Origin of the sequence: Streptomyces sp. NPDC019396 (genome assembly GCF_040632375.1) — a bacterium.
In the GTDB taxonomy this organism is placed as follows: Bacteria; Actinomycetota; Actinomycetes; order Streptomycetales; family Streptomycetaceae; genus Streptomyces.
The window spans coordinates 1-13,188 of the sequence record NZ_JBEYBS010000036.1 but is presented as its reverse complement, the minus strand read 5'-3'; the positions used below and the strand labels follow the sequence as shown (position 1 = coordinate 13,188).

Here is a 13,188-nt window from a genome sequence, read left to right as displayed (position 1 = left end):
CAGGGCAGCCCCCGGGGCGGGCTCCAGGACGGACCCCGGCACCGGGCCTCAGTGCCAGCCCCTACCCCGGCCCCTGTCCCCGCGACGGAGCCCAAGCGGCCCGGCCGGGACCGCTACCTGGACCTGCTGCGTACCATCGCGCTGGGTCGCGTCGTGGTCTACCACATCTTCGGCTGGGCCTGGCTGACGATCCTCTTCCCGTCCATGGGCGTGATGTTCGCGCTGGCGGGCTCGCTGATGGCGCGCTCGCTCTCCCGGCCCGCCCTGGAGGTCATCCGGGGGCGCGTACGGCGACTGCTGCCTCCGATGTGGGCCTTCTCCGCCGTCGTGCTGCCGCTGATCTTCTACTTCGGCTGGAAGCCGCTGAAGGAAGAGGGCGTCTGGTGGTTCGTGAAGCTCGCCTGGTACGTCGTCCCGGTCGGCGCACCCCCGTTTCCCTGGTCCAGCGGTGACAACGCCGGACTGCTCGAGGAGACCTGGGCCGTCCAGGCAGCGGGACCCCTCTGGTACATCCGTGCCTATCTGTGGTTCGTGATCGCCTCGCCGCTGCTGCTGTGGGCCTTCCGCAGAGCACCCTGGGCGACGCTCCTCGCGCCGCTCGGACTGACCGCGGTCGTGGGCTCGGGGCTCTTCACGATCCCCGGCGAGACCGGCAACGCGATCACCGACTTCGCCTGCTTCGGCTCCTGCTGGGTGCTCGGATTCGCCCACCAGGAGGGCATGTTCGAAAAGGTCCCGCGCTATCTGATCGTGTCCTGCTCCTCGTTGATCATGGCCTTCGGGCTGTGGTGGGCCTCGGGGCATCTGGGCGAGGACGGCTGGGACCTCAACGACATCCCGCTCGCGCAGGCGACCTGGTCGTTCGGCTTCTGCGTGATCCTGCTGGTCTACTCGCCGTCCTGGCAGGAACTGCCCGGGAAGCTGGCCCGCTTCGACCGCCTGGTCACCCTCGCCAACAACCGTGCCGTGACGATCTACCTCTGGCACAACATGCTGATCATGGCGACGATCCCGGTCATCGACCTCCTGTGGGACATCCCGTACGTGGACGCGCATCTGGGCGGCTTCGTCGAGTCGGTGTACGAATACCTGATGCTGCTCGTGGTCTGGCCGCTGATCGGCCTGATGATCGTCTCCGTGGGCTGGCTCGAGGACGTGGCGGCCAAGCGCCGGCCCCGGATGTGGCCGAACGGCGCAGTGGGCAAGAAGCGGCGCCGCGCCAGGTCCCAGTAGCCCCCGTCGCCTGCCAGGGCCCAGCACCGGCCGGCCCGGGGCCGGTCGAAGACCGGATCCGGCCGGCCTGGCTTTCATACGACCGGCGTGCCTACCATGCCGACCGCTTAGTTGATCGTGTCGGCCCGCGCCCACCCCCCACCCACCGGCGCCGGCCCTGCGTTTCCCCCCACCCACGCCACCGGTCGGCGAGTCGGCCCAGTGGCGTGCGATCGCCATGCGAGAGGACGCACTGTGTCTTTGGAAGCGTCACTGGAAGCCGTACCCCGTGCCAAGGGCGGCCTGCCCGGAATCGGCCATGCGCTGCGCCTGCTGCGGGACCCGCTGGGAATGCTCAGATCCCTGCACAGCGAAGGCCCGTTGGTGCGGCTGGACATCGGCACCATGCCAACGGTCGTGGCCACCAGCCCCGAGGCCGTCAACGAGGTCATGACCAGGTACGCCAGGTCCTTCCGGAAGGGCCGGATGTTCGACCGTGTCCGCCCGCTGGTCGGCAACGGCCTCGCCAACTCCGACGGTCCCCAGCACCTGCGCAACCGCCGGCTGATCCAGCCGCTGTTCTACAAGGAACGGCTCGAGGCCTACGCGACGGTGATGAGCGAGCGGGCCGGGGCACTCGCCGACTCCTGGGGCGACGGTCAGGAGATCGACGCGATCGAGGTGATGGGCACCCACTGCATCGAGACCCTGGCGGCCACGCTCTTCAGCGCCGAGGTCGGCGGCCGGGCCGTCGAGTCCGTACGGGAGGACCTCCCGGTCATCCAGAGAGCCATGCTGCGGCGGGCGCTCGCCCCCAAGGCGTTCGACGGCCTGCCCGTGTGGCGGGCCTTCGACCGTTCCGCGGCGCGGATGCGTTCCGTCATCCACGACGTCATCACCGCCACCCGCGCCGCGCGGACGGAGGGGACCGATCTGCTCTCGCTGCTGCTCGCGGCACGTGACGAGACCGGAGCCGGACTCACCGACGAAGAGATCCACGACGAGCTCACCACGATGCTGTTCGCCGGGACCGAGACCACTGCCTCCACCCTCGCCTGGGCCCTGTACCACCTGGGCCGGCGGCCCGACGTCGAACGGGAGCTGCTCGCCGAGATAGAGGCGGCCGTCGGTGACCGCCCCGTCCGCTTCGCCGACGTGGCCCGGCTGCCCGCCGTCACCCGCGTCCTGGACGAGGTGATCCGGCTGCACGGTGTGGTCATCGTCATGCGCCGCACGACCGAGCCGGTCACCATCGCCGGCTACCCCATCCCGGCCGGCACCGAAGTGCTCTTCAGCCTCTACGCCCTGCATCGCAACCCCGATCTCTACCCGGATCCGGACCGCTTCGACCCCGACCGCTGGCTGCCTGATCGGGTCGCCGCCCGGCCGCGTGAGCATGTCGTGCCGTTCGGAGCGGGCAACCGCAAGTGCATCGGTGACAAGTACGCCTGGATGGAGGCCGCGATCACGCTCGCCACCCTTCTGCCGCGCTGGCAGCTGCGCCCGGTGCCGGGCAGCAAGCCTCCGAGGGAGGCGACGTCGTCCATGGCCCACCCCACGAGGGTGCCGATGGTCGTCCGCCGGCGCGAAGCCCGGGTATGAGCGGCGCTCACACCCGGCCCCCACCCCCGGTGAGAGCAAGGTTCCACACCGGTCACCTGATGCCACGGGCCTGAAACCCGCCCTCCCTACCTTCAAAGCCACGACCCGGAGCAGCGGGGGAGATCGAGGGAGGCGTGACATGGCCCGTGGCGGCAGGTGGATCGAGCGGTGGGACCCGGAGGACGAGTCCTTCTGGGCGGAGCAGGGCGAGCGCATCGCCCGGCGCAATCTCGTCTTCTCCGTGCTCTCCGAGCACATCGGGTTCTCCATCTGGACCCTGTGGTCGGTGATGGTCCTGTTCATGGGGCCCGAGTACGGGATCGACCCGGCCGGGAAGTTCTTCCTGATCGGGACCGCGACCCTGGTCGGGGCCGTGATCCGGGTGCCGTACACCTTCGCCGTGGCGCGGTTCGGGGGACGCAACTGGACGGTCTTCAGCGCGCTGCTGCTGCTGCTGCCGACCGGTGCCGCCTTTGTGGTGATGGAGCCCGGGACGTCGTACGGGACCTTCCTCGCCGTGGCGGCGCTCACCGGGGTCGGCGGGGGGAACTTCGCCTCGTCCATGACCAACATCAACGCCTTCTTCCCGCTGCGTAAGAAGGGCTGGGCGCTCGGGCTCAACGCGGGCGGCGGGAACATCGGTGTGCCCGTGGTGCAGCTCGCCGGGCTGCTGGTGATCGGGATGGCGGGGGCCGCCCATCCGAGGCTCGTGCTCGGCATCTATCTGCCGCTGATCGTGCTGGCCGCGCTCTGCGCCGCGCTGTACATGGACAACCTGGCGCCCGTGAAGAACGACACCGGGGCGGCGAAGGAGGCCGTCAGGGACCCGCACACCTGGATCATGTCGTTCCTCTACGTCGGCACCTTCGGCTCCTTCATCGGCTACAGCTTCGCCTTCGGCCTGGTCCTCCAGACCCAGTTCGGCCGTACGCCCCTCCAGGCCGCGTCGCTGACCTTCATCGGACCGCTCCTGGGCTCACTCATCAGGCCGGTGGGCGGTTCGCTCGCGGACCGCTTCGGCGGGGCCAGGATCACCCTGTGGACGTTCGCGGCGATGGCCGCAGCCACCGGGGTCGTCATCTACGCCTCGATGGCCAGGTCCCTGCCGGTGTTCCTGGTCGGCTTCATCGCCCTGTTCGTGCTCAGCGGGCTCGGCAACGGCTCCACGTACAAGATGATCCCCGGGATCTTCAAGGCCAAGGCCCTGGCCAAGGGCATGGCCGGCGAGGCAGCCGAGGCATACGGACGCAGGCTGTCCGGCGCCGCGATGGGGCTGATCGGGGCGATCGGCGCGCTCGGCGGGCTGGCCATCAACCTCGCCTTCCGGCAGTCGTTCTTGACGGCGGGCACCGGAACCGGCGCGTTCGTCGCCTTCCTCCTCTGCTACGCCGTGTGCTTCACCGTCACCTGGGCGGTATACCTTCGGCGACCCGCCGCCGCGCCCGCACCGGTGGCGAGTGCCGAGGCCAAGCCCCAGCTCAGCTACGCCGAGGTGTGAGCCGAGGTGCCCCGTAACGGCGCGGAAATACCGCCGATCCGAGCCTGTCACGCTCCCTTGCCAGGCTCGGTCGGCATGTACGAGGAACAGCGCGACGTCCCCACGGTGGGTCCCCTGGCCGGCTTCACCGTGGGCGTCACCGCGGCCCGGCGCGCCGACGAACTGGGCGTGCTGCTCCAGCGCCGCGGCGCTGCGGTGCAGCACGCCCCCGCCCTGCGGATCGTGCCGCTCGCCGACGACGGTGAACTGCTCGCCGCGACCAAGGAACTCATCGCCCACGCACCGGACGTGGTGGTCGCCACCACCGCGATCGGGTTCCGCGGCTGGGTGGAGGCGGCGGACGGCTGGGGCTGCGGCGAGGAACTGCTCGGCTGTCTGCGCGGCGTCGAACTCCTGGCGCGCGGACCGAAGGTGAAGGGCGCGATCCGGGCGGCCGGACTGACCGAGGAGTGGTCGCCCTCGTCCGAGTCGATGGCCGAGGTGCTGGACCGGCTGCTCGCCGAGGGCGTCGAAGGACGCCGCGTCGCCCTCCAGCTGCACGGGGAGCCCCTGCCCGGCTTCGTGGAGGCGCTGCGGGCCGGGGGAGCGGACGTCGTCGTCGTCCCGGTCTACCGCTGGATGCCGCCGGAGGACCTCGCTCCCCTGGACCGGCTGCTGGACACCACCGTGGCCCGCCAGGTCGACGCGGTGACCTTCACCAGCGCACCTGCCGCCGCCTCGCTGTTCTCCCGCGCCGAGGAACGCGGCCTGCTCCCGGAGCTGCTCGACGCCCTCCGCCACGATGTGCTCCCGGCCTGCGTGGGCCCCGTGACCGCTCTGCCGCTCCAGGCGCTCGGCCTGGACACCGTCCAGCCCGAGCGCTTCCGCCTCGGCCCGCTCGTCCAGCTCCTCTGCGTCGAACTCCCCGCCCGCGCCCGTACTCTGCCCGTCGCGGGCCGGCGCGTCGAGATCCGTGGCCACGCGGTCCTGGTCGACACCGAGCTGCGCCCCGTGCCTCCGGCGGGCATGGCCCTCCTCAACGCTCTTGCCCGCCGCCCCGGCTGGGTGGTCTCCCGCCCCGACCTGCTGCGCGCGTTGCCCGGCGCGGGTCGCGACGAGCACGCGGTGGAGACGGCGATGGCCCGGCTGCGTACCGCACTTGGCACCCCCAACCTCATCCAGACGGTGGTGAAGCGGGGCTACCGGCTGGCACTTGACCCGGCGGCGGACGCGAAGTACGCGGACACGTAGGACACCGACGCGCCACGCGCGGGCACCCGCGACGCGGACGTGCCGCACGCGGACCCCCAGGACGCCGACGCGTAGGACGCCGTGGCACTGCCCCGGCCCGACCGGTACGCGGGGTTCCCGCGCCGCCGCGCCGGGGGCACTCTGTTGTCATGGGCGCGGAGGCAGCTGGGTGTGAGGCGCGGTTCGACTCCGGGCGGGTCTGCCTGGATCTGGTGGCGGTGGTACCGGAGAGGGCCGGGACGCTCGGGCGTTGGCTAGCGGAAGCCGGGCTGCTGCCGCCGGGGACGCCACTGGACGCGGTGACCGCCCACTGGGTCCAGCCGTTCCTCGAACTGGGTGCCTGTGTGGCGAGCCTGGTGCACGCTCATATCGAGGGCCGTGCAGATGACATCGCGCTCGCCCGGCTCAACGCGTTCGCCGCCGGAGCGGCCCCGCCCGCCGTCAGGGCCGTACGGGCCGCCGACGGGGGCCTGGTGCGGGCCCCGCTCGCGCGGCCGGAGTGCGCCGGGCTGCTCGCCGCCGTGGCTCGCGACGCTGTGGAATTGCTCACTGATCCCGTGGCCCGCTCGGGACTGCGCCGTTGCGAAGGCGACGGCTGCCGGCGGGTCTATGTGGACACCTCGCGCGGGCGTCGGCGGCGCTGGTGCTCGAGTGAGATGTGCGGCAACCGGGAGCGCGTGGCTCGGCACCGGCGCAGGGCCGCTCTCGCGCGGACCTGAGGCAGGGGCCTCAACTCGGCGGTTCCGGGGCCGAGTCCGGACGGGTCGCCGGGGCGCTGTGTGACCAGGGGATTCAGTGGTCCCCGGACGGTCGCTGTGACCTGCGACGACACCCTCCCGTGACGCCTCGCCGAAAAATCCTGGAAGAAAATCGCGTTTGCGTTGAGACGAACATCGCGCGCCTGCGTAGTGAGTAGCGACAGGGAAGCAGTCCAGACATCCAACAGGGTCTCGACCAGGAGGTTCAGGTGCGCAAGGATGCCGCCGTGGCCGATGACCGTTCCAGGCAGGCCCGGCATCGAGCTGCGACATCGAGCGCCAGTTCCTCCGTCCCCGACGAGGAGCTGATGCGCGCGCTGTATCAGGAGCATGCCGGACCCCTCCTCGCCTATGTGCTGCGTCTCGTCGCCGGCGATCGCCAGCGCGCCGAGGACGTGGTGCAGGAGACGCTCATTCGTGCCTGGAAGAACGCCGGTCAGCTCAATAGGGCAACCGGCTCTGTCCGACCCTGGCTGGTGACGGTCGCACGCCGCATCGTCATCGACGGTCACCGCAGCCGGCAGGCCCGGCCGCAGGAGGTCGACCCGTCGCCGCTGGAGGTCATGCCTGCGGAGGACGAGATCGACAAGGCGTTGTGGCTGATGACGCTCTCGGATGCGCTTGATGATTTGACCCCGGCGCACAGGGAAGTACTCGTCGAGACGTACTTCAAGGGGCGTACGGTCAACGAAGCGGCCGAGACGCTTGGCATACCGAGCGGGACCGTCCGGTCCCGTGTCTTCTATGCATTGCGTTCCATGAAGCTCGCTCTGGAGGAGAGGGGGGTCACGGCATGAACACACAGGAACCATACGAACAGTTCGGGCAGTCCGGCCAGTTCGGTCAGTACGGGTATCAGTCTGATCAGCCCGGGCAGTCCGGGCATTCCGGTCGGCCCCCACAGCCCGAACCATCCGAGCAGGGCTCGATCCACGAGACCGTCGGGGCGTACGCCCTCGGGATCCTGGACGACGCGGAAGCCACCGCCTTCGAGGCGCATCTTGCGGGCTGCGACATCTGCGCCGCCCATCTCGAGGAGTTCGCCGGGATGGCGCCGATGCTGGCCATGCTGGCGGAGGCCCCGAGCGCGGTGCCCCGTCAGCGCCAGTCGAGTGCCTCGCAGCCACCGGTGACCGACCTGCCGTTCTCCAGCACCCTCATGGAGCCGCCGCGTCGCCCCGCGGCCCCGGTGGTGCCGACCGCGCCCAGTCCCCAGATGCTGGACAAGCTCGTGGGCGAGGTCGCCGTCAAGCGGGCCAGGAAGCGGCAGCGGAGCATGTTCATGATCGCCGCATCGGCGGTCCTGATCCTGGGTGGTCCGGCCATCGCCGTCGTCGTGACCGACGACGACGCGGAGGCGGGCGTGGTCGCCGCACCGAATCCGAGCAGCCCCGCCGAGGACGCCTTCTTCAACCAGGTGGAGGAGAAGGTCCAGAACACCGACGCGGCCACCAAGGTCAGCGCCACCATCGGGCTGGAGCAGAAGCCGTACGGCACCCGTACGGTCATGGAGCTCAAGAACGTCGAGGGCCCGGAGAAGTGCCAGCTCGTCGTCGTCTCCAAGGCCGGCAAGGAAGAGGTCGTCGGCTCCTGGAACGTCCCCGAGTGGGGATATGGCATCGCGGACGCCACGGACGAGAAGGCGCAGAAGCCGCTGTACGTCAACGGTGTCACAGCCATGGAGCGCAACGAGATCGATCACTTCGAGATCCGTACGTTCGATGGAAAACGCCTGGTGGAGGTCGACGGCTGACCTTCAGTACCTGACACGAGAGGCCCCCTTCGCGTACGGTTGACGGCTGCCCAGTGCACGTCAGAAGGGGGCCTTGGTGTCCGCGCAGGAAGCTGCTGGTACCAGACCGGCTGGTACCGGAGTCGACACGGTCCGCGACCGCGAGATCGGTGTCGAGCAGGAACATCTGGACCAGGTCTACCGCCGCCTCGAGGAGAAGATCCACGAGGCCGAGTTCCTGATGTATGACGCCGCCAAACGCGGCCAGGTCGGCACACCCGGAGCGCTCGCCGAGCGGGACGCCCAGGTGTTCCGCGCCGGTATCCACCTGAACCGGCTCAACAACGAGTTCGAGGACTTCCTCTTCGGCCGGATCGATCTGCTGCGCGGCAAGACCGGCCAGAAGGGCCCCGACGGCGCCTACACCTCGGTCGAACCCGCCGACGACGCCGTGGGCGACGACAGCACCGCCGAGATCGCCGAGACCCTCCACATCGGCCGGCTCGGGGTCCTCGACGCCGACTACTCGCCGCTGGTCATCGACTGGCGCGCACCGGCCGCCGCGCCGTTCTACCGCTCGACCCCGATCGACCCGGGCCGGGTGGTACGCCGCCGGGTCATCCGCTCCAAGGGCCGCAGGGTGCTCGGTGTCGAGGACGACCTGATGCGCCCCGAGGTCACCGCGCTGCTCGACGGCGCCGAGCTGCCCGCGATCGGCGACGGGGCGCTGATGGCCGCGCTCGGCCAGGCCCGCAGCCACACCATGCGGGACATCGTCGCCTCCATCCAGGCGGAGCAGGACCTGGTGATCAGGGCACCCGCCGCCTCCGTGACCTACGTCGAGGGCGGGCCCGGCACCGGCAAGACGGCCGTCGCGCTGCACCGCGCGGCGTATCTGCTCTACCAGGACCGCCGGCGATACGCGGGCGGCATCCTGATCGTCTCGCCGACCCCGCTGCTCGTCGCGTACACCGAGGGCGTGCTGCCGTCCCTGGGCGAGGAGGGGCAGGTCGCCATCCGCGCGGTCGGCTCCCTGGTCGACGGCACGGAGGCCACGGCCTACGACGACCCGGCCGTCGCCAGGCTCAAGGGGTCCGCACGGATGCTCAAGGTCCTGCGCAGGGCCGCACGGGCCGCGTTGGAGCTGGGAGACGCCCCCGAGCGGCTGCGGGTGGTCGCCTTCGGGCGGCGCCTGGAGCTGGAGGCCGAGGAACTCCAGCGCATCCGTCACAACGTGCTGGGCGGCACCGCGCCGGTGAACCTGCTGCGCCCGCGGGCCCGCAGGCTGCTGCTGGACGCGCTGTACGCGCAGTCCGGCTCCGCGGGCCGGCACAGCGACCCGGAACTCGCCGCCGAGCTGCGGGCCTCCTTCGACGAGGACGTCGCCTCGGAGGACAGCTTCCTCGGGTTCCTCAACGCCTGGTGGCCCGAGCTCACCCCGTCCTCCGTGCTGGACGCCATGGCCGACGAGAAGCGGCTCGGGCGCTGGGCGCGCAGGATCCTCAATCCGGGTGAGGTGCGCAGACTCGCCCGCAGCCTCGGCCGTGAGGGACTCTCCGTCCACGATGTGGCGCTGCTCGACGAACTCCAGATGCTGCTCGGCACCCCGGCCCGGCCGAGGAAGAAGCGCGAGCTCGACCCGCTGGACCAGCTCACCGGTCTGGAGGAGCTGATGCCGCAGCGCGAGGAGACCCAGCGCGAGCGGGCCGAACGGCTCGCGGCAGAGCGCACCGAGTACACCCACGTCATCGTGGACGAGGCGCAGGACCTCACGCCCATGCAGTGGCGGATGGTCGGGCGGCGCGGACGCCATGCCACCTGGACGATCGTGGGCGACCCGGCGCAGTCCTCCTGGCCGGACCCCGACGAGGCGGCTGCCGCCCGTGACGAGGCACTGGGCAGCCGTCCGCGCCGCCGCTTCGAGCTGACGGTGAACTACCGCAACCCCTCGGAGATCGCCGAGCTCGCCGCCCGGGTGCTGGCGCTCGCGATGCCGGGGGCACGCTCCCCGCGCGCCGTCCGCTCCACCGGTGTGGTGCCGCGCTTCACCGTCGTCCGGGACGATCTGGAGCGCACGGTGCGCGAGGAGGCGCGCCGGATGCTGGAGCAGGTCGACGGCACCGTCGGCGTGGTCGTGGCGATGGGCCGGCGCGCCGAGGCGGCCCGCTGGCTGGAGGGCCTGGGCGACCGGGTGGTGGCGCTCGGCTCGCTGGAGGCCAAGGGGCTCGAGTACGACGCGACGATCGTGGTGTCGCCCGCGGAGATCGTGGCGGGCAGCTCCCAGAACAGCGGCTCCGGGGGTGGTTCCGGGGGCGAGAGCGCCGCGGGTCTGCGGGTGCTGTACGTCGCGCTGACCCGGGCCACCCAGCAGCTCACGGTGGTGTCGGCGAAGCCCGACCGGCCGGACGCGGACGGGGTTCCGGCGCTGCTCAGGGGCTGAGACGGAGACTGCGGGGGGACCGCGGACGACAGGGTCGCAGGGCCGTACGGAGCCTGCCGCAGCTCCGTTCGGGGTCAACTCCCCGCAGGGGGAATCACCGTCTGGGACTCTTTGTTAGCCTGTCTGTGGCACCGGCTCGATCCAAGCCCCCGGGCCCAACCTTCGTCCCTTAGAGGGACCACTTGCCGCGAGGCGAGCATGGCGGGTCGGTGCCACTGAGAGTTCGTTCGGAGAGGCCCGCGTCACCTCAGGTGGCGCGGGCCTCTCCGTTTCCCGTTTCCCGGACGTTCTCGTATCGTGGAAAATACTTTCCGAAAACAAAAGGACCAGTATTACCAGCTACTCGCAGGTAGGTGCGACGATCGGAAGGCCTGCCCGGCCGTCGCCGGGCGGGCGAGCATTGAAGCCGGCAATGAAGCCGGCTAGGGAAAAAGCAGAGGAAGTCGGCCATGGCAACGGCGCCCAGCGTCTCGTACTCGATGACGGTCCGGCTGGAGGTGCCCGCGAGCGGAACCGCGGTCTCCCAGCTCACCACGGCGGTCGAGTCATCGGGTGGTTCGGTCACCGGCCTCGATGTCACCGCATCCGGTCACGAGAAGCTGCGCATCGACGTCACGATCGCGGCCACCTCCACCACGCACGCCGACGAGATCGTCGAGAAGCTGCGGGGGATCGAGGGTGTCGTCCTCGGTAAGGTCTCGGACCGGACGTTCCTGATGCACCTCGGCGGCAAGATCGAGATGCAGTCCAAGCACCCCATCCGCAACCGTGACGACCTGTCCATGATCTACACGCCGGGCGTGGCCCGGGTCTGCATGGCGATCGCCGAGAATCCCGAGGACGCCCGCCGCCTCACCATCAAGCGCAACTCCGTCGCAGTCGTGACGGACGGCTCCGCCGTGCTCGGCCTCGGCAACATCGGCCCCAAGGCCGCACTGCCGGTGATGGAGGGCAAGGCGGCCCTCTTCAAGCGCTTCGCCGGAATCGACGCCTGGCCGCTCTGCCTGGACACCCAGGACACCGACGCCATCGTGGAGATCGTCAAGGCCATCGCGCCCGGCTTCGCCGGCATCAACCTCGAGGACATCTCCGCACCCCGCTGCTTCGAGATCGAGGCACGGCTGCGCGAGGCCCTCGACATCCCCGTGTTCCACGACGACCAGCACGGCACCGCCATCGTGGTGCTCGCCGCGCTCACCAACGCACTTCGCGTGGTGGGCAAGGCGGTCGGGGACGTACGGGTCGTCATGTCCGGTGCGGGCGCGGCCGGTACGGCCATCCTCAAGCTGCTCATCGCGGCGGGCGTCAAGCACGCCGTCGTCGCCGACATCCACGGTGTGGTGCACGCCGGCCGCGAGGACCTCGTGGAGGCGGCACCGGGCACGGCACTGCGCTGGATCGCCGACAACACCAACCCCGAAGGTGTCACCGGCACTCTGAAGCAGGCCGTCGTCGGAGCCGATGTGTTCATCGGTGTCTCGGCGCCCAACCTGCTGGGCGCCGAGGATGTCGCCGCCATGGCCGACGACTCCATCGTGTTCGCGCTCGCGAATCCCGACCCGGAGGTCGAGCCGACAATCGCCCGCCAGACGGCGGCAGTTGTGGCCACCGGGCGCTCGGACTTCCCCAACCAGATCAACAACGTGCTGGTGTTCCCCGGAGTCTTCCGTGGTCTCCTCGATGCACAGTCGCGTACGGTGAACACGGAGATGATGCTTGCGGCGGCCCAGGCCCTCGCGAATGTCGTCACCGAGGACGAGCTGAATCCGAACTACATCATCCCGTCCGTCTTCAACGACAAGGTCGCGGGCGCGGTGGCCGGAGCCGTGCGCGAGGCCGCGAAGGCGGCCGGTGCGACAGCCGGTACTGCCACGGGTGTGGCTGTGACGGAACCCACGTCGGTCTGACCTGCGCGTCCGGCGCGTCGCGGGTCGCGGGCCGGGTGAGCCCCTCTAGGGTGGCGGGTCATGAGCCCGCGGTCGGCCGTGCGGATGGTCGCAACCCGTGGCTCCGGGGAGTCGCCAGGGAGTCGACGGAACGTCACCACGACGAGCAGTGGCGCTTTTCGTGTGACTCCGGAGGGTGCCGGATTGGCTTTCCCGCCGGTGGTGGGGGCAGGATGCTCCCCTGAGGGCCTGCGCCCTAGGGGGAAACCCATGGACGCGGAGGGTCTGCCGAACAGACCCGGGTCCGGGGATGTCCGAGCACCCTGGCAGCATCGGCTTCGCTGTGTCCGATATGCGGCTCCGCCGCTTGGCACGCCTCATAGGCAAGAAGAACACGGGAGTAAGAACATGAACCGCAGTGAGCTGGTGGCCGCGCTGGCCGACCGCGCCGAGGTGACCCGCAAGGACGCCGACGCCGTGCTGGCCGCTCTCGCCGAGACCGTCGGCGAGGTCGTCGCCAAGGGCGACGAGAAGGTCACCATCCCCGGCTTCCTCACCTTCGAGCGCACCCACCGTGCCGCTCGCACCGCGCGCAACCCGCAGACCGGTGACCCGATCCAGATCCCGGCCGGCTACAGCGTGAAGGTCTCCGCGGGCTCCAAGCTCAAGGAAGCCGCCAAGGGCAAGTAAGACGCCACACGACGTCTCACGATGCGCGCGTGACGCGTCCGCGCGCACCGTGCGAGGGCGGCCACCCGGTTCCGGGTGGCCGCCCGCGCCCGGTCCCGGGGGCCGCCGCCGCGCGCGCCCCGGGGCGGGAACGGGGCACG

At 70.5% G+C, this 13,188-nt stretch carries 10 protein-coding genes; all 10 read left to right on the top strand.

Annotated features, from left to right (window positions below; translation table 11 throughout):
- The first annotated feature begins 51 nt into the window (after positions 1-51).
- The 10 genes from ABZ532_RS28715 (at position 52) to ABZ532_RS28670 (ending at position 13,048) form a co-directional block, all read left to right on the top strand.
- Positions 52-1,233 carry an acyltransferase gene (locus ABZ532_RS28715; RefSeq protein ID WP_361290034.1) on the top strand — a complete coding sequence of 394 codons (1,182 nt, stop codon included), beginning with the start codon at positions 52-54 and terminating at the stop codon, positions 1,231-1,233.
- A gap of 234 nt (positions 1,234-1,467) precedes the next feature.
- Positions 1,468-2,814, top strand: a complete 1,347-nt coding sequence (locus ABZ532_RS28710) for a cytochrome P450 (RefSeq protein ID WP_361289968.1) — start codon at positions 1,468-1,470, stop codon at positions 2,812-2,814.
- A 139-nt stretch (positions 2,815-2,953) separates the two neighbouring features.
- Complete coding sequence (locus tag ABZ532_RS28705) at positions 2,954-4,312, top strand: nitrate/nitrite transporter (protein WP_361289965.1); 1,359 nt, start codon at positions 2,954-2,956, stop codon at positions 4,310-4,312.
- A gap of 75 nt (positions 4,313-4,387) precedes the next feature.
- Positions 4,388-5,542 (top strand): uroporphyrinogen-III synthase, encoded by a 1,155-nt coding sequence (locus ABZ532_RS28700; RefSeq protein ID WP_361289962.1) that lies wholly within the window; start codon positions 4,388-4,390, stop codon positions 5,540-5,542.
- A 149-nt stretch (positions 5,543-5,691) separates the two neighbouring features.
- Positions 5,692-6,261 (top strand): CGNR zinc finger domain-containing protein, encoded by a 570-nt coding sequence (locus ABZ532_RS28695; RefSeq protein WP_361289959.1) that lies wholly within the window; start codon positions 5,692-5,694, stop codon positions 6,259-6,261.
- A gap of 248 nt (positions 6,262-6,509) precedes the next feature.
- The gene (locus ABZ532_RS28690) at positions 6,510-7,097 is read left to right on the top strand and encodes a sigma-70 family RNA polymerase sigma factor (protein WP_361289956.1); all 588 of its coding nucleotides are present in this window, start codon (positions 6,510-6,512) and stop codon (positions 7,095-7,097) included.
- Positions 7,094-8,053 carry a zf-HC2 domain-containing protein gene (locus ABZ532_RS28685; RefSeq protein ID WP_361289952.1) on the top strand — a complete coding sequence of 320 codons (960 nt, stop codon included), beginning with the start codon at positions 7,094-7,096 and terminating at the stop codon, positions 8,051-8,053. Before ABZ532_RS28690 ends, ABZ532_RS28685 begins: the two co-directional genes overlap by 4 nt.
- Before the next feature lie 76 nt (positions 8,054-8,129).
- Positions 8,130-10,472 carry a UvrD-helicase domain-containing protein gene (locus ABZ532_RS28680; protein ID WP_361289949.1) on the top strand — a complete coding sequence of 781 codons (2,343 nt, stop codon included), beginning with the start codon at positions 8,130-8,132 and terminating at the stop codon, positions 10,470-10,472.
- A 449-nt stretch (positions 10,473-10,921) separates the two neighbouring features.
- Positions 10,922-12,379 (top strand): NAD-dependent malic enzyme, encoded by a 1,458-nt coding sequence (locus tag ABZ532_RS28675; protein WP_361289946.1) that lies wholly within the window; start codon positions 10,922-10,924, stop codon positions 12,377-12,379.
- Between the two features lie 387 nt (positions 12,380-12,766).
- Complete coding sequence (locus ABZ532_RS28670; protein WP_004571953.1) at positions 12,767-13,048, top strand: HU family DNA-binding protein; 282 nt, start codon at positions 12,767-12,769, stop codon at positions 13,046-13,048.
- Positions 13,049-13,188: the final 140 nt, after the last annotated feature.

Coding starts and splice junctions, on each gene's coding strand:
- ABZ532_RS28705 (WP_361289965.1), top strand. CDS start 2,954: ATGGCCCGTGGCGGCAGGTGGATCGAGCGGTGGGACCCGGAGGACGAG.
- ABZ532_RS28700 (WP_361289962.1), top strand. CDS start 4,388: ATGTACGAGGAACAGCGCGACGTCCCCACGGTGGGTCCCCTGGCCGGC.
- ABZ532_RS28695 (WP_361289959.1), top strand. CDS start 5,692: ATGGGCGCGGAGGCAGCTGGGTGTGAGGCGCGGTTCGACTCCGGGCGG.
- ABZ532_RS28685 (WP_361289952.1), top strand. CDS start 7,094: ATGAACACACAGGAACCATACGAACAGTTCGGGCAGTCCGGCCAGTTC.
- ABZ532_RS28675 (WP_361289946.1), top strand. CDS start 10,922: ATGGCAACGGCGCCCAGCGTCTCGTACTCGATGACGGTCCGGCTGGAG.
- ABZ532_RS28670 (WP_004571953.1), top strand. CDS start 12,767: ATGAACCGCAGTGAGCTGGTGGCCGCGCTGGCCGACCGCGCCGAGGTG.